Raw genomic sequence first — 24,671 nt, forward strand, 5'->3', positions numbered from 1 at the left:
GTACGTCCAGTACGAGGACTTCCGGCCGGCACACCGAGAGCACGCACCGGACGCCGCTCCTTGACGGGCAAACGTTGCCTGCCGCGGCACTAGGCGCTCCGCTGGAAGTGCTGCGATGTGCCGTCGTTCCGCTGCGGCGCCATCGTGGCTGGTCGCGCAGTTCCCCGCGCCCCTTCAGGGCGCTGCCGAACCGCTCAGCGCCTGGCATCCACGGTGCCGCATGACAGATGTCATGCGGCACCGTGGACGGCCGACACTGCCGCCCACCCGGTCCCCCGGACGACCATTGCCGTCATGACGACGACGACAGCACCGGTGGTCGGGTTCGACCAGGTGACCAAGAGCTTCGGGGACGTACGGGCCGTGGACGGCCTGACCCTGGCCCTGCGCCCGGGGGAGACCGTGGCGCTGCTCGGGCCCAACGGCGCCGGCAAGTCGACCACCCTCGACCTGCTGCTCGGCCTCAAGCGCGCCGACAGCGGCGCCGTCCGCCTCTTCGGCGCCACCCCGCGCGAGGCGATCGTGACCGGGCGGGTCGGCGCGATGCTGCAGAGCGGCGGCCTGATGGACGAGGTGACGGTCGCCGAACTGGTCCGGCTCGCCTGCGCCCTGCACCCGAGGCCGCACCGGCCCGCCGACGTGCTGGCCCGCGCGGGCGTCACCCAGATCGCCGACCGCAAGGTCGAAAAGCTCTCCGGCGGCCAGGCCCAGCGCGTCCGGTTCGCCCTCGCCACGGCCGGCGACAGCGATCTGATCGTCCTGGACGAGCCCACCACCGGCATGGACGTCACCACCCGGCAGGCGTTCTGGGCCACCATGCGCGAGCAGGCCGACCAGGGCCGCACGGTCCTGTTCGCCACCCACTACCTCGAAGAGGCCGACGCGATCGCCGACCGGGTGCTGGTCCTGCACCGTGGCCGGCTGCTGGCCGACGGCACCGCCGCCGAGATCAAGGCGAAGGCGGGCGCGCGCCGCGTCTCCTTCGACCTGGACGTCGACCTGGACGTCGACCGGGACGCCGGCCCGGCGGGCGATCCGGCGGGCGGGATCGACGAGAGCGCCCTGCGCGCCCTGCCGTTCCTCACCACCCTCGACGTGTCCGGCCGCACCGTCCGCATCCAGTCCACCGACGCCGACGCCACCGTCCACGCGCTCTACGGCCTCGGCCTCTACCCCCGCAACCTCGAGGTCGCCGGGCTCGGCCTGGAACAGGCCTTCGTCGCCCTCACCACCGCCGAGGAGGCGAAGTCCAGGTGAACGGCCTGATCAAGCTGGAACTCGTCCGCGCCCTGCGCAACCGCAAGTTCCTGTTCTTCTCGGTGATCTACCCGGCCGTCCTGTTCCTGCTGATCGCGGGCAGCGCCGACAGCACCACGAAGGTCGACGGCACCGGCCTCACCCTCCCCACCTACATGATGGTCTCGATGGCCTCCTTCGGAGCCCTCACCGCCGTCCTGATGGGCAACAGCGAGCGGATAGCCAAGGAGCGCCAGAGCGGCTGGGTGCGGCAGCTGCGCCTGACGACCCTGCCGGGGCGCGGTTACGTCCTGGCGAAGACGGCGAGCGCCGCGGTGGTCAGCCTGCCCTCCATCGTCGTCGTCCTCGCCGTCGCCGCGGCCGTGAAGGACGTCCGGCTGGACGCCTGGCAGTGGCTCGCGCTCACCGGCGCGATCTGGGCCGGCAGCCTCGTCTTCGCGGCCCTCGGCGTGGCGATCGGGTACCTCGCGAACGGGGACGCGGTCCGCCCGATCACGATGATCACCTACTTCGGCCTGTCGATCCTCGGCGGCCTGTGGATGCCGACGACGACCTTCCCGACCTGGCTCCAGGACATCGCCAAGTGGGTGCCGACGCACGCGTACGCTGCCCTGGGGCAGGCGATCGAGCAGAGCCGGGCCCCGCACATGAAGGACATCGTCGTCCTGGCCGTCTACTTCGTCCTGTTCACGGGCGGCGCGGCCTGGCTGTACCGGAAGGACACGCTGAAGGCGTGAGCGGCATGACCGACGACCAGCTGTCCGAGGAGGCCCGGCGGGAGCCGCTGATCCCGATCGGGCAGCCGGCCCGCAAACGGCGCGAACTGTGGCGGCGCAAGCTGCTGTGGATCGGCGTCTGGCTGGTGTTCCTCAGCTCGCCCGTCCACGACCTCGTCTCCGGCGACCACACCACCGGCGGCACGGTGGCCGGCTGGCTGGGCCTGACGGTGTTCGTCGTCCTCTACCTCTCGCTCCTCTTCCGGGACATGGGGGCCACGCCCTACCACCCGAGGCTCATCGGCTCCCTCATCGGCTCCATGGCGGTGCTCGCCACCGCCTTGTCCCTCACCCTCGGCTCCGCCTGGCTCGGCCTGTACTGCTACGTCTCCGTGGCCTGCGGGATGGTGCTCCCGCTGCGGGTGGCGTTCTGGACGATCCCGGCCACGGGCGCCACGCTGCTCCTCGTCGGCCTGCGCACCGACGAGGAGGAGGCGCTCAACCTCCTGCTGCTGGTCCTGCTCATCGGCTTCGCGATGACGGGCGTGAGCCAACTGGTGCGCACGACCATCGAGTTGCGCCAGGCCCGGGCCACGGTCGCCCAGCTCGCCGCCAACGAGGAGCGCCTGCGCCTCGCCAGGGATCTGCACGACCTCCTCGGCCACTCCCTCTCCCTCATCACCCTGAAGAGCGAGCTGGCCGGCCGGATGCTCCCCGAGCACCCCGACAAGGCCGCCCAGCAGGTCGCCGACATCGAACAGGTCAGCCGGCAGGCCCTGGTCGACGTCCGCGAGGCCGTCACCGGCTACCGCCGCCCCCGCCTCGCCCCCGAACTCGCCGGTGCGCGGGTCGCGCTGACGGCGGCCGGCATCACCGCCGCGATCCCCGCCGAACCGGACCTGGACGGCGTCCCCGAGGAGAGCGAGGCCGCCCTCGCCTGGGCCCTGCGCGAGGCGATCACCAACGTCGTACGGCACAGCGCCGCCGACCGCTGCACGGTGGACCTCGTGCGCCGCCAGACCCTCGACGGCCCCGTCCTCGAACTCTCCGTCGACGACGACGGCACCGGCGGCTCCGGGAAGGGCCCCGGCAACGGCCTCAACGGCCTCACCGAGCGCCTGGACAAGGCGGGCGGCACCCTGGAGGCGGGCCGCGACAAGCGAGGCTTCCGGCTGACCGCCCGGGTCCCGGCCGGTTCGACGCCGGACGTAGGATCCCGATCATGAGCGGTGGCATGTCATGAGCGGCGGCACGATCAAGGTTCTGCTGGCCGAGGACCAGTCGATGGTCCGCGAGGCACTGGCGGCCCTGCTCGGCCTGGAGGACGACATCGAGGTCGTCGCCCAGGTGGCCCGCGGCGACGAGGTCCTCGCCGCCGCCCACGCCCACGACGTCGACGTGGCCCTCCTCGACATCGAGATGCCGGGCGCGACGGGCATCGAGGCGGCGGCCCAACTCCACCGGGAACTCCCGCGGTTGAAACTGGTCGTCCTCACCACCTTCGGCCGCCCCGGCTATCTGCGCAGCGCCATGGAAGCCGGCGCCGACGCCTTCCTCGTCAAGGACGCCCCCGCGGCCCAACTCGCGCAGGCCGTCCGCAAGGTCCTCGCGGGCGAGCGGGTCATCGACCCCACGCTCGCCGCCGCGGCCCTCGCCGAGGGCGCCAACCCGCTGACCGACCGCGAACGGGAGGTGCTCCGCGCGGCGGCCGACGGCTCGACCAACGCGGAACTGGCGACGGCCCTGCACCTGTCCCAGGGCACGGTCCGCAACTACCTCTCCACGGCGATCCAGAAACTGGCGGTGCGCAACAGGGCGGAGGCGGTACGGATCGCGAGGGACAAGGGCTGGCTGTGACCGCCCTCGGCGGGCGCGGGCCGGCCGGGCCGCGCGGGCCTCAGTTCAGCATCGCCCGCGCGGCGAACGCCTCTTTCCGCACCCGCTCCGCCGCCGCCTCGTCCACGACCTCCACCAGGTCCGCGTAGTCCTCCATCTCCGCGGCCCCGCCCAGGAAATCGCCCCGCTGCACCAGCAACTGCCCCCGCTCGTACCGCAACCGGGCCGGGTGCGAGGGAATGGTCAGCCCCAACTCGACCGCCCACAGGGCGACATCGGACCGTTCCGGCCGGGCCGCCGCCCACGCCCGGATGTTGTTCAGGATGCGCACGACGACGTCCAACGGCTCGGCCGGCGTCAGCATCGACGCCTCCAACGGCGCGCCCGTGGCCCCCACGACCAGCGACTGCGCGTCCTCGCCCGTCAGCAGCCGCCCCCCGTCGAAGGGGTCGACGAGCACCTGCCGCTCCGGGTCCGAGGGCGGCCCGAACCCCACCACGAAGTGCCCCGGCAACGCGACCCCGTACACCGGTGCCCCGGCCCGCCGCGCCACCTCCACCCACACCACGGACAGCAGGATCGGCAGCCCCCGCCGTCGCCTCAGCACCCGGTGCAGCAGCGACGAATCCAGCCGCTCGTAGTCCGCGGCCGTCCCGCGGAACCCGCACCCCTCGCCGAGCAGGTCCCGCACCGCCTCGGCCCACGCCCGCGGCCCGCCCGACGGCCGGTACGGCAACTGCCCCGCCAGCCGGTCCAGCTCGATCTGAGCGGCGTCCAGCCCGGCCTCGTCCAGCTCGGCATCCGCCTCGGCGCCGATCAGCAGGCACAGCAGCGCCAGATCGGGCCGCTCGGACCGCACCTCCGCACCGAACCGCCGCACCGCCTCGCCGCCCTCGAACCCGCTCACGAAAGCTCCAGCGACGGCTCGCGGTAGTGGTGGTACGCGTGATGCGCGGCGAAGCCCATCCCGGCGTACAGCGCCCGCGCCCCCGCGTTCTCCTCCTCGACCTGCAGCCAGGCCGCCGACGCCCCCTCCGCCAGCGCCCGCCGCGCCAGTGCGGCCATCACGGCCGTGGCGAGCCCCCTGCGCCGCTGCGCCGGATCGACCTCGACGGCGCCGAACCCGGCCCATCGCCCGTCCACGACACACCGTCCGATGGCGGCCGGAGCCGCGCCCGCCGGCCCGGGCACGGAAGCGAACCAGACCGACGGCCCGCTGCTGAGCACTTTCAGGGCCACCTCGTCCACCCCCTTGCGCTGATACCGAGCCAGCCACGCGGCGTCGGCCTCCCGGGCCAGCGCCACGCCCGCAGCCTCAGCCTCCGCCAGGTCGGCGACCGGCGCCGGCGCCCCGACCCACAGCTCGGCCGTCACCTCCCGCACCCACCCGCGCCGCTCCAGCTCCGCGCACAGCCGCTCCTGGGCGCCCTCGGCCCCCGTCGCCGTCTGCACATAGGCGGGCAGCCCCCGCGCGCCGTACCAGCGCCGTACGACGTCCAGGGCCTCGTCGAGCGGGACGCCGGGCTCGCCGAGCGGCAGCACCGAGTTGGCCCGGCGCGTGTACCCGGCGGCGGCCCGCAGCTCCCACCCGCCGAGCCGCTCGCTCTCCACGGGACGCCAGCCCCGCGCGGCGACCCGCGCGAGCTCCTCGTACGTGGCGGCCGGAGCCCGACGGCGGGCCGGCGCGGCCGGCACCACCTTCCCGGCGACCAGCGTGCACTCGTCAATGCGGACGCTCTCGCCGCTCTTCCGTGTGATCGCGAGCACACCGTCGTCCCATGATGTGAGAACACCCACCGTGTCGGTGAATTTCCCTCCGGTGTCTCCAGGGTCGCTCAAGCGGCGCACGGAGACACGTTTGCCCACGTCAGCAATGGTGATACGGACCTCGAGGCGTCCGGCGGCCGAGATTTCCACAGGTCTGTTCACCCCTCCTGTTCGGATCATGCCCAAGAACGGAGATACTAGGGGTGGGCATCGACGACGCCGCGCTCCCGCGCGCCAGGCGGCGGAGCCTGAGGAGGCCCGCCAGCGCCCTATCGAGGAGGAACGACAGCGTGACCTACGTCATCGCGCAGCCTTGTGTCGACGTCAAGGACAAGGCGTGCATCGAGGAGTGCCCGGTCGACTGCATCTACGAGGGCCAGCGGTCCTTGTACATCCACCCGGACGAATGCGTCGACTGCGGCGCCTGTGAGCCGGTCTGCCCGGTCGAGGCGATCTTCTACGAGGACGACACTCCGGAGGAGTGGAAGGACTACTACAAGGCGAACGTCGAGTTCTTCGACGAGCTCGGCTCCCCCGGCGGCGCCAGCAAGCTGGGTCTGATCGAACGCGACCACCCCTTCGTCGCCGCGCTGCCGCCGCAGAACCAGTAAGAGCGGCCCGCACAGACGCGCCGCCTCGGTCCCGTACGGCCTGATCGCCCTTGATCGCCGTACGGGACCGGGGCGTTTGCCGTACGTACGAAAGTGAGCCAGTAACCGTGTCCTCCGTAGTCTCCGACCGCCTCCCCGCCTTCCCCTGGGACAAACTGGAGCCGTACAAGAAGACGGCCGCAGCGCACCCGGACGGCATCGTCGACCTCTCCGTCGGCACCCCGGTCGACCCGGTCCCCGATCTGGTCCAGAAGGCGCTGATCGACGCGGCGGACTCCCCGGGCTACCCGACCGTCTGGGGCACCCCGGCGCTGCGCGACGCGATCACCGGCTGGCTGGAGCGCCGCCTGGGGGCCCGCGAGGTCACCCACCGGCACGTCCTGCCGATCGTCGGCTCCAAGGAACTCGTGGCCTGGCTCCCGACCCAGCTGGGCCTCGGCCCCGGCGACCGGGTCGCCCACCCGCGGCTGGCCTACCCGACGTACGAGGTGGGCGCGCGCCTCGCCCGGGCCGACCACGAGGTCTACGACGACCCGACGGCCCTGGACCCCACGAACCTCAGGCTCCTCTGGCTGAACTCGCCCTCCAACCCGACGGGCAGGGTCCTGTCGAAGGCGGAACTGACCCGGATCGTCGCCTGGGCCCGCGAGCACGGGGTGCTGCTGTTCTCCGACGAGTGCTACCTGGAACTGGGCTGGGAGGCCGACCCGGTCTCGGTCCTGCACCCGGAGGTCAACGGCGGCTCGTACGAGGGCATCGTCTCGGTGCACTCCTTGTCGAAGCGCTCGAACCTTGCGGGCTACCGGGCGGCCTTCCTGGCGGGCGACCCGGCCGTCCTGGGCCCCCTCCTGGAGATCCGCAAGCACGGCGGCATGATGACGTCCGCGCCCACCCAGGCGGCGGTCGTCGCGGCGCTGGGCGACGACGTCCACGTCCGCGAGCAGCGCGAACGCTACGCGGCTCGCCGCACCCTGCTGCGCGGGGCGCTCCTGTCCCACGGCTTCCGCATCGAGCACAGCGAGGCCAGCCTCTACCTCTGGGCCACCCGCGACGAGTCCTGCTGGACGACGGTCGCCCACCTGGCCGACCGAGGCATCCTGGTGGCCCCGGGCGACTTCTACGGCGAGGCCGGCGAGAACTTCGTCCGAGTGGCCCTGACGGCGACGGACGAGCGGGTGGCGGCAGCGGTCGAGCGCCTGGCGCCGTAGTCCCGCAGGGCGGGTGCCGTGGCGCATACGCGGGACGGGGCCCAGGGAACACCCTGGACCCCGTCGTCGGCGTGAGCGCCGCAGGCGTCAGCCGAGCGGCAGGCCCTTCACCGGCAGGGTCTCCGCTCCCGGCAGCCCGCCCTTGGTGAGCGAGTCCGTCGGCAGCCCGCCCTTCGTGGCGGTCGACGCGGTGTCCCCGAGGATGCCCCCGGCGGAGCCCGCCGCCTCGCCGGCCGTCTTCTGCGCCGCGGGCGCCGCCTTCTTCACTGCCTTGCCGCCGGTCTTGCCCGCGGTCGGCACCGCCTGCTTGACGGTCTTGCCGCCGGTCTCACCCGCGAGCCCGGTGACGTGCTGCGTCGCGCCGTCGACCGCGTTGCCGACGCCCGCCGCGTCCAGGGCGGTCAGGCCGCCGAGGCTCGGAGCGGCGGGGAGGCCGGGGGCCGCACCGGCGGAGCCGGCCGCACCGACCCCGGCGGCCGCTCCTGCAGCGACGAGCAGCGCGGCACGGGCGATCCGGCGGGTCAGGGGGAGGGACATGGTGCTCCTTCGACGGGAGAGAACAAGGACTGTCTGTACAGGACTGTCTGTGACTGTCTGTCCGGGCCCGGACGCAGTGACTACCGCTCGAAGCCCGCGAAGGTTGCGCACGGCCGACGTAAAGAGTTGGCAATGCGTCGCATTATCGGCTGTGGGTAAAAGCGGGCAAAAGCGGCCCGGTGTGAAAGTCCGTCAAGCCCCCGAAGCCCTTTGTCGGCAAGGGGCTCCCCGGATGCGAGGGTGACGGCGCGAAAACCTGCGCACCCCGCCGTCCGGACGCCCCGCACATGACCCGCCCGGGTGAAGACCCGTACTGCTGCGCGGTCTACTGCGCGGTGACGATCCGCACGCTGTCGGCGCCGCCGCCCGCCGCCGAGCCGCCGGCGGCCTCCGCGGTGGTCGAACCGGTGGCCCGCCACTGGCTGCCGCTGTTCCCGGAGACCCACACCCGGCCCGCGTAGGAGACCCGCTCGATGCGCAGGGCCGTGGCGTTGGCCACCGCCCAGTGCGCCAGCTGCCAGCCGCGCTCGCTGACACTGCGTCCGCCGGCGGTGGTGTCCTCGGTCACCGGCAGGGTCACGGTCCGCCCGCCGCTCTCGGCGGCCGGCGGGGCCGTGTCCTTGTCGGTGACCGCGTCGGCGACTCGGCCGAAGTCCCGGGCCAGCGCCGCCTGCACCGCGGCCGGGCCCGTGGTCGTCGTCGGGCCCGAGCGGCCGTCGCAGGTCAGCGAGGCCGCCGAGGCCCCGGTCAGCGCGGCGGCCAGCACGGTGGCGTCCGGCTCGTGCTTGGCGTACGCCTCCGGGTAGCCGCTGCGCTGCACGCGCTGCGCGGCGACGGTGAGCGGGAGTTCGGTGTAGTCGTCGACCTTGGCGAGGTGCTCGTAGAAGATGTTCGCCGAGTACGCGGGGTCCGTGACCTGTTTCACGGTGCCCCAGCCCTGTGAGGGCCGCTGCTGGAACAGGCCGAGCGAGTCCCGGTCGCCGTGGGTGAGGTTGCGCAGCCCCGACTCCTGGAGGGCGGTCGCGAGCGCGATGGCGACGGCCCGCTCGGGCATGGCCCGGTCGGTGCCGACGGCGGCGATCGTGGCCGCGTTCACCGCCTGTTCCGGCGTGAACTCGTAACTCTTCCCGGTTCCGTCGCCAGAAACGACTCTGCAGCCCGGATCCCCGGTGCCACCGGCGACGTACTGCACCACGACATAGCCCGCGACGGCGGACAGGACCACGCAGGCCGCCCCGAAACGAAGGAGGCGGCCGCGGCGCTTGGGGGAGGGGGACGGCGTCGGCACGCGTACAAGGTACTGGAGACTACTGAGGAGTAGGAGACCCTTGCGCACAGCGGGGAAGAGCGGTACAGACAACTGGCGCGTTAGGGTCGACGGCATGGCCGACACCCCGCTTGACCTCACACTGGACGCCGCCGCACTCACCGCGTGGCTCGTCGACTTCCGTTCGGAGAGCGGCACCGAGAAGCCGCTCGCGGACGCGATCGAGACCGCCCTGAGCGCGCTGCCCCACCTCACGGTGGATCGCTACGGCAACAACGTGATCGCCCGCACGAACCTGGGGCGCGCGGAGCGCGTGGTCCTCGCCGGCCACATCGACACGGTCCCGATCGCCGACAACGTCCCCTCGCGGCTGGACGAGGACGGGGTGCTCTGGGGCTGCGGCACCTGCGACATGAAGTCGGGGGTGGCGGTCCAGCTGCGCATCGCGGCGACGGTCCCGGAGCCCAACCGCGACCTGACGTTCGTCTTCTACGACAACGAGGAGGTCGCGGCCGACCTCAACGGCCTCAAGCACGTGGCCGAGGCCCGCCCGGACTGGCTGGCGGGCGACTTCGCGGTCCTCCTGGAACCCTCCGACGGCGAGGTCGAGGGCGGCTGCCAGGGCACCCTGCGGGTCCTGCTGAGGACGAAGGGCGAGCGGGCCCACTCGGCGCGCGGCTGGATGGGCTCCAACGCGATCCACGCCGCGGCCCCGATCCTGGCCCGCCTGGCCGCCTATCAGCCCCGCCGTCCGGTCATCGACGGCCTGGAGTACCGGGAGGGCCTCAACGCGGTCGGCATCACGGGCGGGGTGGCCGGCAACGTCATCCCGGACGAGTGCGTCGTCACCGTCAACTTCCGCTACGCGCCGGACCGGAGCGCCGAGGACGCCGTCGCCCACGTCCGCGAGGTCTTCGTCGACTGCGGGGTCGAGGAGTTCGTGGTCGACGACCACAGCCCCGCCGCCCTCCCCGGCCTCTCCCACCCGGCCGCGGCGGCCTTCATCAAGGCGGTGGGCGGCACCCCGATGCCCAAGTACGGCTGGACGGACGTCAGCCGCTTCTCCGCGCTGGGCGTCCCCGCGGTCAACTACGGCCCCGGGAACCCGCACTTGGCGCACAAGCGTGACGAGCGTGTGGAGACGGTCAAGATCCTGGCGGGCGAGGAGCGCCTGAGGACCTGGCTGACGCTCTGAGCGACCTGAGGGGGCGTTCGGCGCGTCGGCGCTTCACGGCGGACACGCCGACGTCCCCCGCACGTAACCGGCGTAGATCTACGCTGAGGTGGAACCACTGCAAGCGGAGGGAGCTCACATGGCTACAGGGAACCCCGAGGGCAAGAAGCAGCCACCGGAGGAACAGCGCCTGGGACCTGTCCTCCGGAGGCGGGGCCAGGTCACGGCGAGCACGACCGACCAGCGCCTGCTGGACGCGGGCGGCCCGTCGGACTGGGTCCACACGGACCCCTGGCGGGTCCTGCGCATCCAGTCGGAGTTCATCGAAGGCTTCGGCACCCTCGCCGAACTCCCCCCGGCCATCAGCGTGTTCGGCTCCGCCCGCACACCGGCCGACTCCCCGGAGTACGAGGCGGGCGTGCGGCTGGGCAGCGCGCTGGTCGACGCCGGCTGGGCCGTGATCACGGGCGGCGGCCCGGGCGCCATGGAGGCGGCCAACAAGGGCGCGTGCGAGGCGGGCGGCATCTCCGTCGGCCTCGGCATCGAGCTGCCCTTCGAGCAGGGCCTCAACCCGTACGTCGACATCGGCCTCAACTTCCGCTACTTCTTCGTCCGGAAGATGATGTTCGTGAAGTACGCGCAGGGCTTCGTGGTCCTGCCCGGCGGCCTCGGCACCCTGGACGAACTCTTCGAGGCGCTCACCCTCGTCCAGACCCAGAAGGTCACGCGCTTCCCGATCGTCCTCTTCGGCACGGAGTACTGGGGCGGCCTGATCGACTGGCTGAAGAACACCCTCATCGCCCAGGGCAAGGCCTCCGACAAGGACCTTCTTCTCTTCCACGTCACGGACGACGTGGAGGAGGCGGTCGCGCTGGTGTCGAAGGAAGCGGGCAGGTAGCTGCACTTCCCGAGGGGGCTTCGCCCCCGGGTGCGGCGGGGGAGAGGAGAACTACGCGAGCCCCCGCCGCGCCACAGCCGGAGCCCGATACCCGGCGATGGAGGCGACCATGTCCAGCACCTGCCGGGTCTCGGCGACCTCATGCACCCGGTACACCTGCGCCCCCAGCCACGCGGACACGGCGGTGGTCGCCAGCGTCCCCACCACCCGCTCCTTCACCGGCCGGTCCAACGTCTCCCCGACGAAGTCCTTGTTGGACAGCGACACCAGCACCGGCCATCCCGTCTCCACCATCTCCCCGAGCCGCCGCGTCGCCTCCAGACTGTGCCGGGTGTTCTTCCCGAAGTCGTGCCCCGGATCGATCATGATCGACTCCCGTGGCACGCCCAGCGCCGCCGCCCGCTCCGCGAGCCCCACGGTCACCCGCAGGATGTCGGCCATGACGTCGTCGTAGGTCACCCGGTGCGGTCGCGTCCGCGGCTCCGCGCCTCCCGCGTGCGTGCACACCAGCCCGACCCGGTAGCGCGCCGCGACCTCCGCCAGCCCCGGATCGACGCCGCCCCACGCGTCGTTCAGCAGATCCGCGCCCGCCTCGCAGACCGCCTCCCCGACCTCGGCCCGCCAGGTGTCCACGCTGATGATCACGTCCGGGAAGCGGCGCCGTACCTCGGCCACGAAGCCGACGGTCCGCCGGGCCTCCTCCTGCGCCGTCACCTCTTCGCCGGGCCCGGCCTTGACCCCGCCGACGTCGATGATGGCCGCGCCCTCCGCCACCGCCTGCTCCACGCGCGCGAGGGCCGGCTCGTCACGGAAGGTCGCCCCCTGGTCGTAGAAGGAGTCCGGGGTCCGGTTCACGATCGCCATGATCACCGGCTCGTGCGCGCCGAATTCCCGCCTGCCCAGCCTGAGCATCCCCTGTGACCTCTCCTAGTACGGCCTGCACATCCACCGCCTGCGACCCTAACTGTCGGACCCGCATGGCACGATCGGACCCACACACACATCCACTCCGAGCACACCGAGCGTGGGGGCCCACCGATGGTTATGTTCTTGTTCCTGGTCATCGCGCTCGCCGTCGTGGTCGCCGCGGTGACACTCGCCGTGGTGGGCGGCGGCGAGGGCACCGGCCCACTGCCGGAGGTCGCCCCCGAGCGGCTGTACGACCCGCTGCCCCCGGACCGCCCGGTCGACCGCGCCGACATCGACCACCTCCGCTTCCCGCTGGCCACCCGCGGCTACCGCATGGCGGACGTGGACGACGCCCTCAACCGCGTCGCCGCCGAACTCGCCGAGCGCGACGCCCGCATCGCCGACCTGGAGTCCGCCCTGTCCGGCGCGCACGCCTCGGCCGTCTCCTTCGAGAAGCCGGCCCCCGAGGACCACCAGTGAGCGACGGCACGGCCCTCCCGGGCGAGGACGGCGCGCTGCGCTGCCCCTGGGCCCTGTCCACGCCGGACTACGTGACCTACCACGACGAGGAGTGGGGCCGCCCGGTCCACGGCGACGACGCGCTCTTCGAACGCCTCAGCCTGGAGGCCTTCCAGTCCGGCCTGTCCTGGATCACGATCCTGCGCCGCCGCCCCGGCTTCCGCACCGCCTTCGCCGACTTCAAGATCGCCTCGGTCGCCGACTTCACCGACGAGGACCGCGAACGCCTCCTCGCCGACGCGGGCATCATCCGCAACCGGGCCAAGATCGACGCCACCCTGGCCAACGCCCGTCTGCTGGCCGACTGGGCCCCGGGCGACCTGGACACCCTGATCTGGTCCCACGCCCCGCAGACGGGGCCGGCCCCGAAGACACTGTCGGACGTCCCTGCCGTCACGACGGAGTCGACGGCCCTCTCCAAGGCCCTGAAGAAGCGTGGCCTGAGGTTCGTGGGCCCGACCACGGCCTACGCCCTGATGCAGGCATGCGGCCTGGTCGACGACCACTTGGAGACGTGCGTGGCCAGGAGCGCCCCGTAGAGGACGGGACCGTATCGATGCGCGGCTCCGCCGCGTGGCGCGACAAGCCACAACGCGCCCGGACCCGCACCCGCACGCGCACCCGCCAGGAGACTCAGTGCCCCGAATACCTGGGCGCTTCCTTGTTGATGAAGGCCTGCACCGCGATCCCGTGGTCCGCGGACGCCCCCGCGCGAGTCTGCAACTCGTCCTCCTTCTCCAGCGTCTCGGAGAGCGAGTGCGAGAGCCCGTAGGCAACGGCCTCCTTGATCGCCGCGTACGCGACGGTCGGCCCCGCGGCCAGGGCACGAGCCACCTTCTCGCCCTCGGCGCGCAACTCCGCGGAGGGGACGACCCGGTTCGCGATCCCCAGCTCGTACGCCTCCTGCGCCTTGATGCTGCGAGGGAACAGCAGCAGATCGGCGGCCCGCCCGGGACCGATCACCCGGGGCAGGGTCCAGGACATCCCGGAGTCGGCGGTCAGCGCGACACCCGCGAACGACGTGTTGAAGGACGCCGTGTCGGCCACGACCCGGTAATCCGCGGCGAGGGCGAAGCCGAATCCCGCGCCCGCGGCGACCCCGTTCACCGCCGCGACCACCGGCTTGGCCGCTTCCGTCAGCGCCCGCACGATCGGGTTGTAGTGCTCCTTGACCGTGCTCATCACGACGTCCGAGCCCTCGGCCAGCAGCCCGATGTGCTCCTTGAGGTCCTGCCCCACGCAGAACGCCCGCTCACCCGCGGCGGTCAGCAGCACGGCCCGTACGGCGTCGTCGGCCGCCGCGGACCCGACCGCCTCCCGGAGGGCGACCTTGGTCGCGATGTTCAGCGCGTTCATCGCCTCGGGGCGGTTCAGCGTGATCGTCGCGAGTCCGTCGCTCACCTCGTAGAGCACGGTGTCGGCCATGGTGTTTCCCCTCCGTGTCGCGGCTCCGACGTACTACTGGTCGGTACGTTCGGTTTACGAGGACAGCATGGCGGAGATCGCCGTCCGCGGACCGGACCCGACGTGTGACCTGCGTCAAAGAATTCTGGGCGGTTTCCGGGCGGGCGAAGTCCGTGCGGCGGCGCAGTATCGCAGTCACATCGCCGAATTGAGTGGTTTTGCTCGCGCGCGTTGCCCAAGCGATGCCGACTGATGTTGGTCATCGGGTCCTGAGATGCGGGATAATGGCTTGGAAGCAATGTGTTCGATGCCGGTGTCGCGTGTCCCACGCTGGACTGCGGCTGCCCTCCACGGGCCGTCGGCTTTGGCGATGAGCTGGTTTCAGGAAGGGGAACGAGCATGGCGGCCATGAAGCCGCGGACGGGTGATGGCCCGCTCGAGGTGACCAAGGAGGGGCGGGGCATCGTCATGCGCGTTCCGCTCGAAGGCGGCGGGCGGCTCGTCGTCGAGCTGACCCCTGACGAGGCCGACGCGCTCGGCGACGCCCTCAAGAAGGTCGTCGGCTGACGCGCAAGCGACCCTGTTCTTTCGACTGCTCCGGCCTCCTTCGGGACGCCGGAGCAGTTGTTTTCTCACGTCTGTCGGGGTTTGCCGCAGCCGGCTAGCTCAAAAGGCCCAAGGCCCGCCCACGGAACCCCCGGCCGCCCGGACCCGACCTGGCGCGCCGCGGCGCTAGCGCTTGACCGCGCAGAGCAGGCCGTCGCCCACCGGGAGCAGCGACGGCACCAGCTCCTGGCTCTCGCGCACCGCCCGCAGCAGCTCCCGGATCCTTATGACCTCCGTGGGCTGCGGCCCCGAATCGACCGTGCGGCCGTTGGCGAAGACGCCCTCGAAGACGACCAGTCCGCCCGGACGCAGCAGGCGCAACGATTCAGCGAGGTACTCCAACAGCTCCAGCCGGTCGCCGTCGCAGAAGACGAGGTCGTAGCCGGCGTCCGCGAGGCGGGGCAGGACGTCCAGCGCGCGGCCCGGGATGAACCGGGCCCGGTTGCTGGCGAAACCGCAGGCGCGGAAGGCCTGCCGGGCGAACTGCTGGTGCTCCGGCTCGGGGTCGACGGTCGTCAGGACGCCGTCGGGGCGCATCCCGTGCAGCAGGTGGATCCCGGAGACGCCGGTTCCGGTACCGATCTCCGCGACCGCCTTCGCGTCCACGGTGGCGGCGAGCATCCGCAGGGCCGCGCCCGTGCTGGGCGACACCGAGCGCAGCCCTGCCTCGCGGGCCCGGTCACGGGCCCAGTGCAGCGCTTCGTCCTCGGCGGCATAGGCGTCGGCGAACGCCCAGCTTGCCTGCCGGTTGCCGGTAATGACCCTCTCCTGTCCCCGTGGTTGCCTGGGCGTGACTGTATCCGTTGCCGCCGGGAACCCGCAGATGGGACCGGGCGTTTGAAGGGGTGGGAACGATGACGGGGGGACACAGTTGGATCACGATGAGGGACCGGGTGTCGAGCAAGTGCTGACGCAGCCGTATGAGCCGTATCAGCCCAGATCAATTTCTCGTAAAACCGCTTATCCGGAGCTAACGGGCGAGGTGGCTATGGTAGGGGCTCCACTGGACACCACCAGAGCCGACAGGGGAGGTGCGGCTGCGCCTGTGGATCGGGGAGGAGTGCTGCGGCGCTTTCTCGGTTCGGCAGGCAGGCCGAAATCCGTGAACGACACCGCTGCTGACCCCAGCCACGCCGCCGGCCTCGCCGACGGCCCAGCCCAGACCGCGACCTTCTCCACCGACGCGGACGGGCAGGCATGGACTCCGCCCACGTGGGAGGAGATCGTCAGCATGCACAGCGGGCGGGTCTACCGGCTCGCCTACCGTCTGACCGGCAACCAGCACGACGCCGAGGATCTCACCCAGGAGGTCTTCGTCCGCGTCTTCCGTTCCCTGTCGACGTACACGCCGGGCACGTTCGAGGGCTGGCTGCACCGCATCACCACCAACCTCTTCCTGGACATGGTCCGCCGCAAGCAGCGCATCCGCTTCGACGCGCTGGGCGACGACGCGGCCGAGCGGCTGCCCAGCAAGGAGCCCAACCCGCAGCAGGTCTTCAACGACGCCCACTTCGACGCGGACGTCCAGCAGGCCCTCGACACCCTCGCGCCCGAGTTCCGCGCCGCGGTCGTCCTCTGTGACATCGAAGGCCTGTCCTACGAGGAGATCGCCGCGACCCTGGGCGTCAAGCTGGGCACGGTCCGCTCGCGCATCCACCGCGGCCGTTCGCAGCTGCGCAAAGCCCTCGCCCACCGCTCGCCCGAGGCACGCGCGGAGCGACGCTCCTTCGTGCCCCGCGTGCCCGCTCTGGGAGGAGGGGGCGCGACCGCGTGAGTGGAACCGGATCCCGAAACGACGCAGCCGAGAGGCTCCTCGCGGAGCAGCATCTCGGCGACCGGCTCTCCGCCCTGGTGGACGGCGAGCTCGGTCACGACACCCGCGAGCGGGTGCTGGCGCATGTGGCGACCTGCCCCAAGTGCAAATCGGAGGTCGACGCGCAGCGCCGGCTGAAGAACGTCTTCGCGGAAGTGGCCCCACCGGCCCCCTCGGAGAGCTTCCTGGCCCGCCTCCAGGGGCTTCCCGGAGGAGGCGACCCCGGCGACGGCGGCAGCCCGCTGGGCGGGGGAGCCTTCGGCGACGGAATCTTCGGCGTGCGCGGAACACGAGGCGGGAACGGGAGAGAGAACGAGCCGTTCGAGTTCGGCTATGTGCCCGCCCGCGACCACGGCTCCGTCCTGTCATCCGCTTCGGACCGGGGTTTCCGCATCCATCCCGTCGGCCGTGGCGGGGACCGCAGCGACGCGGAGCGCTCGCGCAGCATGCGGTTCGCGTTCGTCGCCGCCGGCGCGGTGTCGCTGGCCGCGATCGCCCTGGGCGGCATGACCACCGTCGCCCCGGTCGACACGACCGCGGACGGCCGTGGCGGCTCGGGTTCCGGGAGCAATGTGACGCCGGCCCGCACCCCGGGCACGGGCTCCGCGGCGACGCAGGAGAACCAGCGCCGTCGTGCCGTCGGCCCCCTGCTCTCCCAGGGCGGCCAGCTCGGCGACACCCCGGTCGCCCCGACCGAGGTGTCCGCGCCACTGCTGCCCGGCGTGCCCTCACCGGCCGACGGTCAGGTCGAGCAGGCCCTGCACAGGCTCACCACGCCCATGGTGGCCGGCGCGGCGGTCATGTCCCCGCTGATACGTCCGCTCGGCACGCACTCGCCGATCGCTCTGACCGCGCTCACCGCCTGGACCAACGGGACCGAGGCCACCGCGCCCGGTCTGCTCGCCGCACCCGTCCCCGACGCCACCTCCGCTCCGAGCGACTCGCCTTCCTCGCAGCACACCCGCTGACCCGGGCCCTGCGCCACGCCGCCCCGAACCTGGTTGAATCCTGGGTGGACGGCGTGCCCTGCCCGGAGTCAGCCGGGCCGGGGCCGGGGGCTTGAGCGTGGGGAGAGCATGGACGAGGGGAAGCCCACGAGGGCGAAGTGGTGGAGCCGACCTCGACCGCAGGCATCCACAGAGCCACAGAACCCCGCGACCCCAAGCCCACCACCCCCCGACGACGACTTCGAACTGGCCCGCCCCGCAAACCAGCCCACACTCACCCCCGCTCCAGCGGGCCCGGATGACGGGGCGCCCCAGGCGGACCGGCCGGACCGAGCGGCCCCCGATGACCGGGCGACCCGGGCGGCCCCGGATGACCAGGTGACCTGGATACACCCGGCGAGCCCGGAGACCCCGGAGGATCGCGACACTCTGGGACACCCGGCGAACCGGATAGACCAGGCGGCCCCGGCAGACCTGACGGCCCTGTCGGACCCGGCGGCCCTGTCGGACCCGGCAGACCCGGCGGGCCTGTCGGACCCGGCGGGCCTGGCGGCTCCGGGGGGCCCGGAGGCTCTGGTGAGCGGGGTGGGTCGGGCGGTCTCGGCTGGCCTGGAGGGCTCGGCTGCCCCGGCGGACCCGGCGACTCCCGCAGGCTCGGCGGACCCGGCGGCTCCGGCAGGCTTGGCGGACCCGGCGGCTCCGGCAGGCTTGGCGGACCAGGCGGCTCCGGCAGGCCTGGCGGCCCTGTCGGGCCCGGCGGGCCCGGTGGCCTTCGGCGGCCACGGGGTCGGGCAGTCCGGGGTTCAAGGTGAGGGGGCTTTGGGGGAGGCGGTTGTCGTGGGGGTGGCTTCGGATGGTGGAGGGCGTCCCAAGCCGTTGCACGACCCCGATCCCTACAGCACCCCGCCGTACGGTGAGCCGGGGCCTTGGGCCCCCGCGCCGCCCGTTCAGCACCCGGCGGTCACGCCCGCGCACGGCACCGCGGTGCCCCGACCCGCGCCCCTACCGACGCAGGGCGCGGCCGTTCCGTCGGCCGTTCCGCCCGATGCCGTCCCCGGGCCGCGCGCAGCGACCCCGCAGCAGGCCGATGCCGCCCCGGTACCGCAGCCTTCCGCCCCCGTGCCCGCCGACCCCTGGCAGCGATATGACCCCTGGGCTCCCGTGCCCCTCGGGGGCGCCGGTGGCGTCGTCGGTGGGGCGTTTCAGCAGACCGGGGTCGGGGTGGGCACCGAGGCGGAGCGGCGGGCGCGGGTGCGGAGGAGGCTGGTGGGGGGAGCCTTGGCCCTCGCGCTGGTCTCAGGCGGGCTCGGCGGAGCCGTGGGCACCTATCTGGAGCGCAACGGCGGGCTGAACCCCATACAGCTGCCACAGGCCTCCGCGGAGCCCACCGGGCGGGCCGCGGAGGGCGTGGCCGGGATCGCCGCGCGGGCCCTGCCCAGCGTCGTCACACTGCATGTCAGCGGGAGCCAGGAGTCCGGCACCGGTACCGGCTTCGTGCTCGACTCGCGCGGCTACATCCTCACCAACAACCACGTCGTCGAGCCCGCCGGCGGCGACGGCGAGATATCCGTCGTCTTCAACGGGGGCCAGACCGCCGAGGCCGAGGTCGTCGGCCGGGACAGCGGCTATGACCTCGCCGTGGTGCGGGTGACCGGGGTGAAGGGCCTGCAACCCCTCCGGCTCGGCAACTCCGACAACGTCCGCGTCGGCGACCCGGTCGTCGCCATCGGCGCCCCCTTCGATCTGGAGGGCACCGTCACCTCCGGCATCATCAGCGCCCGGGAACGGCCCGTCGTCGCCGGCGGCGAGAGCGGGGACGGCAGCGACGTGTCGTACGTCGACGCCCTGCAGACCGACGCGCCGATCAATCCCGGCAACTCCGGCGGCCCCCTCCTCGACGCGCAGGGCCAGGTCATCGGCATCAACTCGGCCATCCGCTCCGCCGACGACGGCACCGACTCCGGCAGCGCCCAGGCCGGTTCGATCGGCCTCGGTTTCGCCATCCCGATCAACCAGGGCAAGCGCGTCGCCGAGGAGCTGATCAACAACGGCAAGGCGAGCCACCCGGTCATCGGCATCATCCTCGACCTGGACTACGCCGGTGACGGCGCCCGCGTCGGCGAGGCCGACGGTGACGGAGACGCCCCGGTCACCCCGGGCGGCCCCGGCGACCGGGCCGGCATCCGGGCCGGAGACGTCGTCACGGAGGTCGACGGTCAGCGCGTCCACTCCGGCGAGGAGCTGATCGTCAAGACCCGCGCGCACCGCCCCGGCGACCGCCTGGAGTTGACGATCCAGCGCGACGGCCGGCAACGCACGCTCACGCTGGTCCTGGGCTCGTCCGACGGCTAGGGCCTGTCCGGCCGGACAGGCCTTGGGGCAGCTCTGGGGCCGGTCCGGCCGTGGCGCTGCCAGCCGGCTCCCATCGATTGACAGAAACGTCACAGGTCAGACCGCGAAACGCGGTCCCACAAGGCAAACAACGCGAAAAACCGGCCGCGTACACGCATTCGGGGGCCTCGGGACGGTACCGGTCGGACAGGTGTGACAGGTACCGTGGACCCGGCCCGGACCACGGAAGACCCGCACTTGATCACTCAGGGCCCGAGGGCCGAGGACCGCGGACATCGCGCAAGGAGCTTCAGGTGTTCAATGACATAGGACCGCTCGAGCTGGTGACGATCGCCGTCCTGGCCGTGCTCGTCTTCGGTCCGGACAAGCTCCCGAGGGTCATCCAGGACATGATGCGCACCGTCCGGAAGATCCGTGAGTTCTCGGAAAGCGCCAAGGCGGACATCCGCAGCGAGCTGGGACCGGAGTTCAAGGACTTCGAGTTCGAGGATCTCAACCCCAAGACGTTCATCCGCAAGCAGCTGGACAACGACGAGCTGGGGCTCAAGGAGATCCGCAACGGCTTCGACCTGAAGAAGGAGATGGCCGAGGTCACGGACGCGGTCCACAGCCGCGACACGGACACCGCCTCCTCCGGATCGTCATCGTCCGGCGACGGTCGGATCGACATGACCAAGAAGCCCGAAGAGCCGGGCAAGGACGACCGTCCGCCCTTCGACGCGGACGCCACCTGAGTCACCCGCGCCCCCCGATGTGAGGGGGCGCACGCCCCACGCGCCGGGTGGATTCCCGGCAGCCCGGAGCGGGGTGGCTATGCTGCCTGGTTGTTGTGCGGAGCGGACGAGTACGCCCGAAGGGGGGCGGGCCGGTCGCTTCGTCGAGAACGAGGAGGCGTCCGGGCACATGGAGACGACGAGTCGGGCAGTCGCGCAGACGCCGGACGCGGAGGGCGGACAACAGGCCCCCTCCGCCCGGCGTACGGTCGACGGCTACTTGGAGGCACCCTTCCCCTGGTACGGCCTCGACGAGGCCTTCACAGGGCCCCGCTGGCTGATGCAGGTGGGCACGGCGGCCGACGGGGCCGTCGAGCACGGTTCCGTCGGACACGGTGACGAGCCCTCCGTACGGCACGAGACGGCCGGCGAGGACCGCGGGAAGTTCGCGGTCGTCGTGACCGTCGCCACGAACCCTGTACGGCGCAGCGCCGACGGCACGGGCCTGCTGGACGCCACCTCGGTGTCCTCGGCGGCCTGGCTCGCCGGAGTGGGCCTGCTGTCCTTCACCTGGCCGGGCCAGATGGACCACAGCCTGCGCGACGACTGGCTGGACCAGCAGACCGAGACGGCGTGGGTCCTCGCCGACGACCTCGCGGGACCGGACTGGTCGACGCTGTCCCTGCCGGTCGACGGCGTGCCGACGCCCTTCCACTACCGCGAGTCCGAGTTCGGCTGGGTACTGGCCGGCTCGACCTCGCAAGGGGTGCATCTGGGGGCGTACGGGAGGGGCATGAGCGCGTACGGGCTCGGCTTCGCCATGATCAAGGACATCGCCGAGTACGCCTAGACACGGCGAGTACGCCTGGACACGGCGAAGGGTGCCCTCCCGAGGGTGGGCACCCTGACGGTCGTAGCGCTAGAACTTGTTGCGCGGAGTGATCCCCAGCGACAGTCCCGAGAGGCCGCGCTGACGGCCGCCCAGCTTGCCCGCGATCGCCCGCAGGGCCGCGCCCGCCGGGGAGTCGGGGTCGGACAGGACCACAGGCTTGCCCTCGTCGCCGCCCTCGCGCAGGCGGACGTCGATCGGGATGGAACCGAGCACGGGGACGTTGGCGCCGGTCGTGCGGGTCAGTCCCTCGGCCACCGACTGTCCGCCGCCGGTGCCGAAGACGTCGACCATCTCGCCGCAGTGCGGGCAGGGCAGGCCGGACATGTTCTCGACCACGCCGACGATCTTCTGGTGGGTCTGGACGGCGATGGAGCCCGCCCGCTCGGCGACCTCGGCCGCGGCCTGCTGCGGGGTGGTGACGACCAGGATCTCCGCGTTCGGGACCAGCTGCGCCACCGAGATCGCGATGTCGCCCGTGCCCGGCGGAAGGTCCATCAGCAGCACGTCCAGGTCGCCCCAGTACACGTCGGCCAGGAACTGCTGGAGCGCGCGGTGGAGCATCGGGCCGCGCCAGACGACGGGCGTGTTGCCCGGCGTGAACATGCCGATGGAGATGACCTTCACGCCGTGCGCGGACGGCGGCATGATCATGTTCTCGACCTGGGTCGGAAGGCCGTCGGCGCCCAGCATGCGCGGCACGCTGTGGCCGTAGATGTCGGCGTCGACCACGCCCACCTTCAGGCCGTCGGCCGCCATCGCCGCCGCCAGGTTCACCGTCACCGACGACTTGCCGACGCCGCCCTTGCCGGAGGCGATCGCGTACACGCGGGTCAGCGAGCCCGGCTTGGCGAAGGGGACCTCGCGCTCGGCGGTGCCGCCGCGCAGGGCGGTCGCCAGCTCCTTGCGCTGCTCGTCGCTCATCACGTCGAGCGTGACGTCGACGCGGGTGACGCCGTCCACCCGGGAGACCGCGTCCGTCACGCGCTGCGTGATCGTCTCGCGCATCGGGCAGCCGGAGACCGTCAGGTACACGGTCACCGCGACCGCCCCGTCCGCGCCGATCTCTACCGACTTCACCATCCCGAGTTCGGTGATGGGCCGGTTGATCTCGGGGTCGTTCACCGTCGCCAGTGCCTCGCGCACCGCGTCTTCGCTAGCCATGAGGTCGATGGTACGGCTGTCGGAGGGGGCCCCGGTAAGTCGGTCACCGGTCTTCTACGTCACGTCCCCGAGAACGTTCTGCCGGGAATACGGCATGTTCGCGGTGCCCGTTCCCCCGTTCCTCCAGTTCCTTGACCATGTCCTGGAGCTCCGAGCGGATCCAGTCCCGGGTGGCGACCTCGCCGAGGCCGATGCGCAGCGCGGCGATCTCCCTGGTCAGGTACTCGGTGTCGGCGATGGACCGTTCGTTCTGCTTGCGGTCCTGCTCCAGGTTGACCCGGTCGCGGTCGTCCTGCCGGTTCTGCGCGAGCAGGATCAGCGGGGCCGCGTAGGAGGCCTGGAGGGACAGCATCAGGGTCAGGAAGATGAAGGGGTAGTTGTCGAAGCGCAGGTCGCGCGGGGCGAAGATGTTCCACAGCACCCAGACGATGATGACGACCGTCATCCAGACGATGAACCGCCCGGTGCCCAGGAAGCGCGCGATGCGCTCCGACAGCCGTCCGAACGCCTCCGGGTCCCACTCGGGCAGCAGCGGGCGGCGGCGCGGCCGCGGCTGGTCCAGGCGGGGGCGGTGTCGGCCGGTCGCCGTCGCCCCGACCGGGGTGCGCTCCACGCGGCCGCCGCTCTCGCGCTCAGGAGCCATGGGAACCCGCCCCCTCGACGTCCGTCGTGTCCTCGAGGTGGAACTCGGTCTCCCGCCAGTCCTCCGGCAGCATGTGGTCGAGGACGTCGTCCACGGTCACCGCGCCGAGCAGCGACCCCGCTTCGTCCACCACGGGCGCCGCGACCATGTCGTACGTCGCGAAGAACCCGGCGACGACCGGCAGCGCCGCGTCCGGCGACAGGGCCTGGAGATCGTCGTCGAGCAGCGCGCTGACCAGCGTGTACGGCGGGTCGCGCAGCAGGCGCTGGAAGTGGACCGTGCCCAGGTACTTGCCGGTCGGGGTCTCGTCGGGCGGGCGGCAGACGTAGACCTGGGCGGCGAGCGCGGGGGAGAGGTCCGGGTTGCGGACGCGCGCGAGCGCGTCGGCGACGGTGGCGTCGGGGCGCAGGACGATCGGCTCGGTGGTCATCAGCCCGCCCGCGGTGTGCTCCTCGTAGGCCATCAGCCGCCGCATGTCGGCCGCGTCCGCCGGCTCCATCAGGCTCAGCAGCCGCTCCTTGTCCTTCTCGGGGAGCTCGGAGAGCAGGTCGGCCGCGTCGTCGGGGTCCATCGCCTCCAGGACGTCCGCGGCGCGCTCCTCCTTCAGCTTGCCGAGGATCTCGATCTGGTCGTCCTCCGGCAGCTCTTCGAGGACGTCGGCCAGGCGGTCGTCGTCCAGCGCGGCGGCGACTTCGGCGCGCCGCTTCGGCGACAGGTGGTGCAGGACGTTGGCGAGGTCGGCGGGGCGCAGCTGCTCGAAGGTGGCGAGGAGGCTCTCCGCGCCCTGTCCGTGCTCCTCCAGCGAGAACCCGGTCACCGACGACCATCCCACGGTCAGCGTCTCGCCCTTGGCCCGCCTGAAGGCGCTCGCCTTCTTCCCCTTGCGGACGAAGACCCGGTCGATCTCCCAGTCCCGGCGGGCCGGCAGCTGCCGCACCGACGCGTCGAGGACGTTGACCTCCTCGCCGGTCTCGACGAGCGTGACGCGCCGGTCGAGGAGCTCCCCGAACACCAGCCGCTCGGTGGGCCGCTGCTCGAAGCGCCGGACGTTGACCACGCCGGTGGTGATGACCTGGCCGGACTCGATGCCGGTCACCCGGGTCATGGGCAGGAAGATCCGGCGCCGGGTGGACAGTTCGACGACCAGCCCGAGCACCCGCGGCGGCCGCCGCCCCACGCGCAGCATGACGACCAGATCGCGCACCCGCCCCACCAGGTCGCCGTTCGGATCGAAGACGGGGATGCCGGAGAGATGCGAGACGAAGATCCGCGGGGTGCCCGCTGCCATGACCGCACCTCCGCCCTTGTACCGATTGCCCGCCGTTGCGGGCTTCAGGCTAGCCCGTCCCGATCGGATACGCCCTGGTGGGCGGTCCGGACGGACCGGCTCGGTCCGGGGTCCGCGACCCCGGTACGCTGCCGTACGCCGCTCAGCACACCC

27 protein-coding genes are annotated in these 24,671 nt (G+C 72.2%); 17 read left to right on the forward strand and 10 right to left on the reverse strand.

From position 1 onward, the window contains the following. Nucleotides 1-294: 294 nt before the first annotated feature. The 4 genes from AB0J04_RS04595 to AB0J04_RS04610 are packed head-to-tail and all read left to right on the forward strand — an operon-like array spanning nucleotide 295 to nucleotide 3,830. Nucleotides 295-1,257, forward strand: a complete 963-nt coding sequence (locus AB0J04_RS04595; RefSeq protein WP_363166905.1) for an ABC transporter ATP-binding protein — start codon at nucleotides 295-297, stop codon at nucleotides 1,255-1,257. Then, nucleotides 1,254-1,994 (forward strand): ABC transporter permease, encoded by a 741-nt coding sequence (locus AB0J04_RS04600; RefSeq protein WP_363166906.1) that lies wholly within the window; start codon nucleotides 1,254-1,256, stop codon nucleotides 1,992-1,994. Before AB0J04_RS04595 ends, AB0J04_RS04600 begins: the two co-directional genes overlap by 4 nt. Further along, complete coding sequence (locus tag AB0J04_RS04605) at nucleotides 1,991-3,199, forward strand: histidine kinase (RefSeq protein ID WP_363166907.1); 1,209 nt, start codon at nucleotides 1,991-1,993, stop codon at nucleotides 3,197-3,199. Before AB0J04_RS04600 ends, AB0J04_RS04605 begins: the two co-directional genes overlap by 4 nt. A 13-nt stretch (nucleotides 3,200-3,212) precedes the next feature. Then, nucleotides 3,213-3,830, forward strand: a complete 618-nt coding sequence (locus tag AB0J04_RS04610) for a response regulator transcription factor (protein WP_363166908.1) — start codon at nucleotides 3,213-3,215, stop codon at nucleotides 3,828-3,830. Between the two features lie 40 nt (nucleotides 3,831-3,870). Here AB0J04_RS04610 and AB0J04_RS04615 read toward each other — a convergent pair whose 3' ends face one another. Beyond that, a complete protein-coding gene (locus tag AB0J04_RS04615) occupies nucleotides 3,871-4,716 on the reverse strand; it encodes a transglutaminase-like domain-containing protein (RefSeq protein WP_363166909.1) in 846 nt (281 codons plus the stop codon). After that, complete coding sequence (locus AB0J04_RS04620; protein WP_363167015.1) at nucleotides 4,713-5,726, reverse strand: GNAT family N-acetyltransferase; 1,014 nt, start codon at nucleotides 5,724-5,726, stop codon at nucleotides 4,713-4,715. The genes AB0J04_RS04615 and AB0J04_RS04620 overlap by 4 nt, the downstream gene beginning before the upstream one ends. A 140-nt stretch (nucleotides 5,727-5,866) precedes the next feature. On the opposite strand from AB0J04_RS04620, the gene fdxA reads away from it, so the two are divergent. Then, entirely contained in the window at nucleotides 5,867-6,187 is a 321-nt protein-coding gene (fdxA, locus tag AB0J04_RS04625; protein ID WP_003973842.1) for a ferredoxin, read from the forward strand. A 107-nt stretch (nucleotides 6,188-6,294) separates the two neighbouring features. Next, a complete protein-coding gene (locus tag AB0J04_RS04630) occupies nucleotides 6,295-7,395 on the forward strand; it encodes a bifunctional succinyldiaminopimelate transaminase/glutamate-prephenate aminotransferase (RefSeq protein ID WP_363166910.1) in 1,101 nt (366 codons plus the stop codon). Between the two features lie 87 nt (nucleotides 7,396-7,482). Here the strand turns inward: AB0J04_RS04630 and AB0J04_RS04635 are convergent, their stop codons facing one another. Both AB0J04_RS04635 and AB0J04_RS04640 read right to left on the reverse strand, forming a co-directional pair. Next, nucleotides 7,483-7,932: an ATP-binding protein gene (locus AB0J04_RS04635; protein WP_363166911.1), complete on the reverse strand. Its 450-nt coding sequence runs from the start codon at nucleotides 7,930-7,932 to the stop codon at nucleotides 7,483-7,485. A 325-nt stretch (nucleotides 7,933-8,257) separates the two neighbouring features. After that, the gene (locus AB0J04_RS04640) at nucleotides 8,258-9,220 is read right to left on the reverse strand and encodes a heavy metal transporter (protein WP_363166912.1); all 963 of its coding nucleotides are present in this window, start codon (nucleotides 9,218-9,220) and stop codon (nucleotides 8,258-8,260) included. Between the two features lie 94 nt (nucleotides 9,221-9,314). Here AB0J04_RS04640 and dapE point away from each other — a divergent pair, with 94 nt between their 5' ends. Both dapE and AB0J04_RS04650 read left to right on the forward strand, forming a co-directional pair. After that, the gene (dapE, locus tag AB0J04_RS04645; RefSeq protein ID WP_363166913.1) at nucleotides 9,315-10,394 is read left to right on the forward strand and encodes a succinyl-diaminopimelate desuccinylase; all 1,080 of its coding nucleotides are present in this window, start codon (nucleotides 9,315-9,317) and stop codon (nucleotides 10,392-10,394) included. Nucleotides 10,395-10,512: 118 nt separating this feature from the next. After that, the gene (locus AB0J04_RS04650) at nucleotides 10,513-11,271 is read left to right on the forward strand and encodes a TIGR00730 family Rossman fold protein (RefSeq protein WP_363166914.1); all 759 of its coding nucleotides are present in this window, start codon (nucleotides 10,513-10,515) and stop codon (nucleotides 11,269-11,271) included. Nucleotides 11,272-11,322: 51 nt separating this feature from the next. Here the strand turns inward: AB0J04_RS04650 and folP are convergent, their stop codons facing one another. Further along, nucleotides 11,323-12,183, reverse strand: a complete 861-nt coding sequence (gene folP, locus AB0J04_RS04655; protein ID WP_363166915.1) for a dihydropteroate synthase — start codon at nucleotides 12,181-12,183, stop codon at nucleotides 11,323-11,325. A gap of 132 nt (nucleotides 12,184-12,315) precedes the next feature. Between folP and AB0J04_RS04660 the strand changes: the two genes are divergently transcribed. Together AB0J04_RS04660 and AB0J04_RS04665 are read left to right on the forward strand one after the other, a co-directional pair. Beyond that, on the forward strand, nucleotides 12,316-12,660 hold the full coding sequence (locus tag AB0J04_RS04660) for a DivIVA domain-containing protein (protein WP_363167016.1): 345 nt from the start codon (nucleotides 12,316-12,318) through the stop codon (nucleotides 12,658-12,660). Further along, complete coding sequence (locus AB0J04_RS04665; RefSeq protein WP_363166916.1) at nucleotides 12,657-13,238, forward strand: DNA-3-methyladenine glycosylase I; 582 nt, start codon at nucleotides 12,657-12,659, stop codon at nucleotides 13,236-13,238. Before AB0J04_RS04660 ends, AB0J04_RS04665 begins: the two co-directional genes overlap by 4 nt. Nucleotides 13,239-13,332: 94 nt before the next feature. Here AB0J04_RS04665 and AB0J04_RS04670 read toward each other — a convergent pair whose 3' ends face one another. After that, the gene (locus AB0J04_RS04670) at nucleotides 13,333-14,124 is read right to left on the reverse strand and encodes an enoyl-CoA hydratase-related protein (protein ID WP_363166917.1); all 792 of its coding nucleotides are present in this window, start codon (nucleotides 14,122-14,124) and stop codon (nucleotides 13,333-13,335) included. On the opposite strand from AB0J04_RS04670, the gene AB0J04_RS04675 reads away from it, so the two are divergent. After that, entirely contained in the window at nucleotides 14,123-14,356 is a 234-nt protein-coding gene (locus AB0J04_RS04675; RefSeq protein WP_363166918.1) for a hypothetical protein, read from the forward strand. The genes AB0J04_RS04670 and AB0J04_RS04675 overlap by 2 nt on opposite strands. Nucleotides 14,357-14,502: 146 nt before the next feature. Further along, complete coding sequence (locus AB0J04_RS04680) at nucleotides 14,503-14,670, forward strand: DUF3117 domain-containing protein (RefSeq protein WP_003966491.1); 168 nt, start codon at nucleotides 14,503-14,505, stop codon at nucleotides 14,668-14,670. A 165-nt stretch (nucleotides 14,671-14,835) separates the two neighbouring features. Here the strand turns inward: AB0J04_RS04680 and AB0J04_RS04685 are convergent, their stop codons facing one another. Beyond that, on the reverse strand, nucleotides 14,836-15,534 hold the full coding sequence (locus tag AB0J04_RS04685) for an O-methyltransferase (protein ID WP_078890047.1): 699 nt from the start codon (nucleotides 15,532-15,534) through the stop codon (nucleotides 14,836-14,838). Between the two features lie 235 nt (nucleotides 15,535-15,769). Here AB0J04_RS04685 and sigE point away from each other — a divergent pair, with 235 nt between their 5' ends. The 5 genes from sigE (at nucleotide 15,770) to AB0J04_RS04710 (ending at nucleotide 21,384) form a co-directional block, all read left to right on the forward strand. Further along, complete coding sequence (gene sigE / locus AB0J04_RS04690) at nucleotides 15,770-16,483, forward strand: RNA polymerase sigma factor SigE (RefSeq protein WP_363167017.1); 714 nt, start codon at nucleotides 15,770-15,772, stop codon at nucleotides 16,481-16,483. Further along, nucleotides 16,480-17,490 (forward strand): zf-HC2 domain-containing protein, encoded by a 1,011-nt coding sequence (locus AB0J04_RS04695; RefSeq protein WP_363166919.1) that lies wholly within the window; start codon nucleotides 16,480-16,482, stop codon nucleotides 17,488-17,490. Before sigE ends, AB0J04_RS04695 begins: the two co-directional genes overlap by 4 nt. A gap of 564 nt (nucleotides 17,491-18,054) precedes the next feature. Then, nucleotides 18,055-19,821, forward strand: a complete 1,767-nt coding sequence (locus AB0J04_RS04700) for a trypsin-like peptidase domain-containing protein (protein WP_363167018.1) — start codon at nucleotides 18,055-18,057, stop codon at nucleotides 19,819-19,821. Nucleotides 19,822-20,114: 293 nt separating this feature from the next. Continuing rightward, nucleotides 20,115-20,555, forward strand: a complete 441-nt coding sequence (locus AB0J04_RS04705; RefSeq protein ID WP_363166920.1) for a sec-independent translocase — start codon at nucleotides 20,115-20,117, stop codon at nucleotides 20,553-20,555. Between the two features lie 169 nt (nucleotides 20,556-20,724). Next, nucleotides 20,725-21,384: a hypothetical protein gene (locus tag AB0J04_RS04710; protein WP_363166921.1), complete on the forward strand. Its 660-nt coding sequence runs from the start codon at nucleotides 20,725-20,727 to the stop codon at nucleotides 21,382-21,384. Between the two features lie 69 nt (nucleotides 21,385-21,453). On the opposite strand, the gene AB0J04_RS04715 is transcribed toward AB0J04_RS04710, so the two are convergent. Genes AB0J04_RS04715 through AB0J04_RS04725 form a run of 3 tightly spaced genes read right to left on the reverse strand, consistent with a single transcriptional unit; the run spans nucleotide 21,454 to nucleotide 24,518 of the window. Then, nucleotides 21,454-22,587, reverse strand: a complete 1,134-nt coding sequence (locus AB0J04_RS04715; protein ID WP_363166922.1) for an Mrp/NBP35 family ATP-binding protein — start codon at nucleotides 22,585-22,587, stop codon at nucleotides 21,454-21,456. Between the two features lie 43 nt (nucleotides 22,588-22,630). Then, entirely contained in the window at nucleotides 22,631-23,230 is a 600-nt protein-coding gene (locus AB0J04_RS04720; RefSeq protein WP_363166923.1) for a DUF1003 domain-containing protein, read from the reverse strand. Next, a complete protein-coding gene (locus AB0J04_RS04725; protein ID WP_363166924.1) occupies nucleotides 23,220-24,518 on the reverse strand; it encodes a CBS domain-containing protein in 1,299 nt (432 codons plus the stop codon). The genes AB0J04_RS04720 and AB0J04_RS04725 overlap by 11 nt, the downstream gene beginning before the upstream one ends. Nucleotides 24,519-24,671 lie beyond the last annotated feature (153 nt).

The sequence above is a fragment of the Streptomyces sp. NPDC050263 genome, assembly GCF_040655955.1.
In the GTDB taxonomy this organism is placed as follows: domain Bacteria; phylum Actinomycetota; class Actinomycetes; order Streptomycetales; family Streptomycetaceae; genus Streptomyces.

What these genes read in the sequence shown, in the direction of transcription:
- AB0J04_RS04715 (WP_363166922.1), bottom strand. Translation starts at nt 22,587, where the DNA reads ATGGCTAGCGAAGACGCGGTGCGCGAGGCACTGGCGACGGTGAACGAC.
- AB0J04_RS04670 (WP_363166917.1), bottom strand. Translation starts at nt 14,124, where the DNA reads ATGGCCGACACCGTGCTCTACGAGGTGAGCGACGGACTCGCGACGATC.
- AB0J04_RS04635 (WP_363166911.1), bottom strand. Translation starts at nt 7,932, where the DNA reads ATGTCCCTCCCCCTGACCCGCCGGATCGCCCGTGCCGCGCTGCTCGTC.
- AB0J04_RS04675 (WP_363166918.1), top strand. Translation starts at nt 14,123, where the DNA reads ATGGTGTTTCCCCTCCGTGTCGCGGCTCCGACGTACTACTGGTCGGTA.
- AB0J04_RS04710 (WP_363166921.1), top strand. Translation starts at nt 20,725, where the DNA reads ATGGAGACGACGAGTCGGGCAGTCGCGCAGACGCCGGACGCGGAGGGC.
- AB0J04_RS04610 (WP_363166908.1), top strand. Translation starts at nt 3,213, where the DNA reads ATGAGCGGCGGCACGATCAAGGTTCTGCTGGCCGAGGACCAGTCGATG.
- AB0J04_RS04650 (WP_363166914.1), top strand. Translation starts at nt 10,513, where the DNA reads ATGGCTACAGGGAACCCCGAGGGCAAGAAGCAGCCACCGGAGGAACAG.
- AB0J04_RS04680 (WP_003966491.1), top strand. Translation starts at nt 14,503, where the DNA reads ATGGCGGCCATGAAGCCGCGGACGGGTGATGGCCCGCTCGAGGTGACC.
- AB0J04_RS04595 (WP_363166905.1), top strand. Translation starts at nt 295, where the DNA reads ATGACGACGACGACAGCACCGGTGGTCGGGTTCGACCAGGTGACCAAG.
- folP (WP_363166915.1), bottom strand. Translation starts at nt 12,183, where the DNA reads ATGCTCAGGCTGGGCAGGCGGGAATTCGGCGCGCACGAGCCGGTGATC.
- AB0J04_RS04720 (WP_363166923.1), bottom strand. Translation starts at nt 23,230, where the DNA reads ATGGCTCCTGAGCGCGAGAGCGGCGGCCGCGTGGAGCGCACCCCGGTC.
- AB0J04_RS04725 (WP_363166924.1), bottom strand. Translation starts at nt 24,518, where the DNA reads ATGGCAGCGGGCACCCCGCGGATCTTCGTCTCGCATCTCTCCGGCATC.
- dapE (WP_363166913.1), top strand. Translation starts at nt 9,315, where the DNA reads ATGGCCGACACCCCGCTTGACCTCACACTGGACGCCGCCGCACTCACC.
- AB0J04_RS04660 (WP_363167016.1), top strand. Translation starts at nt 12,316, where the DNA reads ATGTTCTTGTTCCTGGTCATCGCGCTCGCCGTCGTGGTCGCCGCGGTG.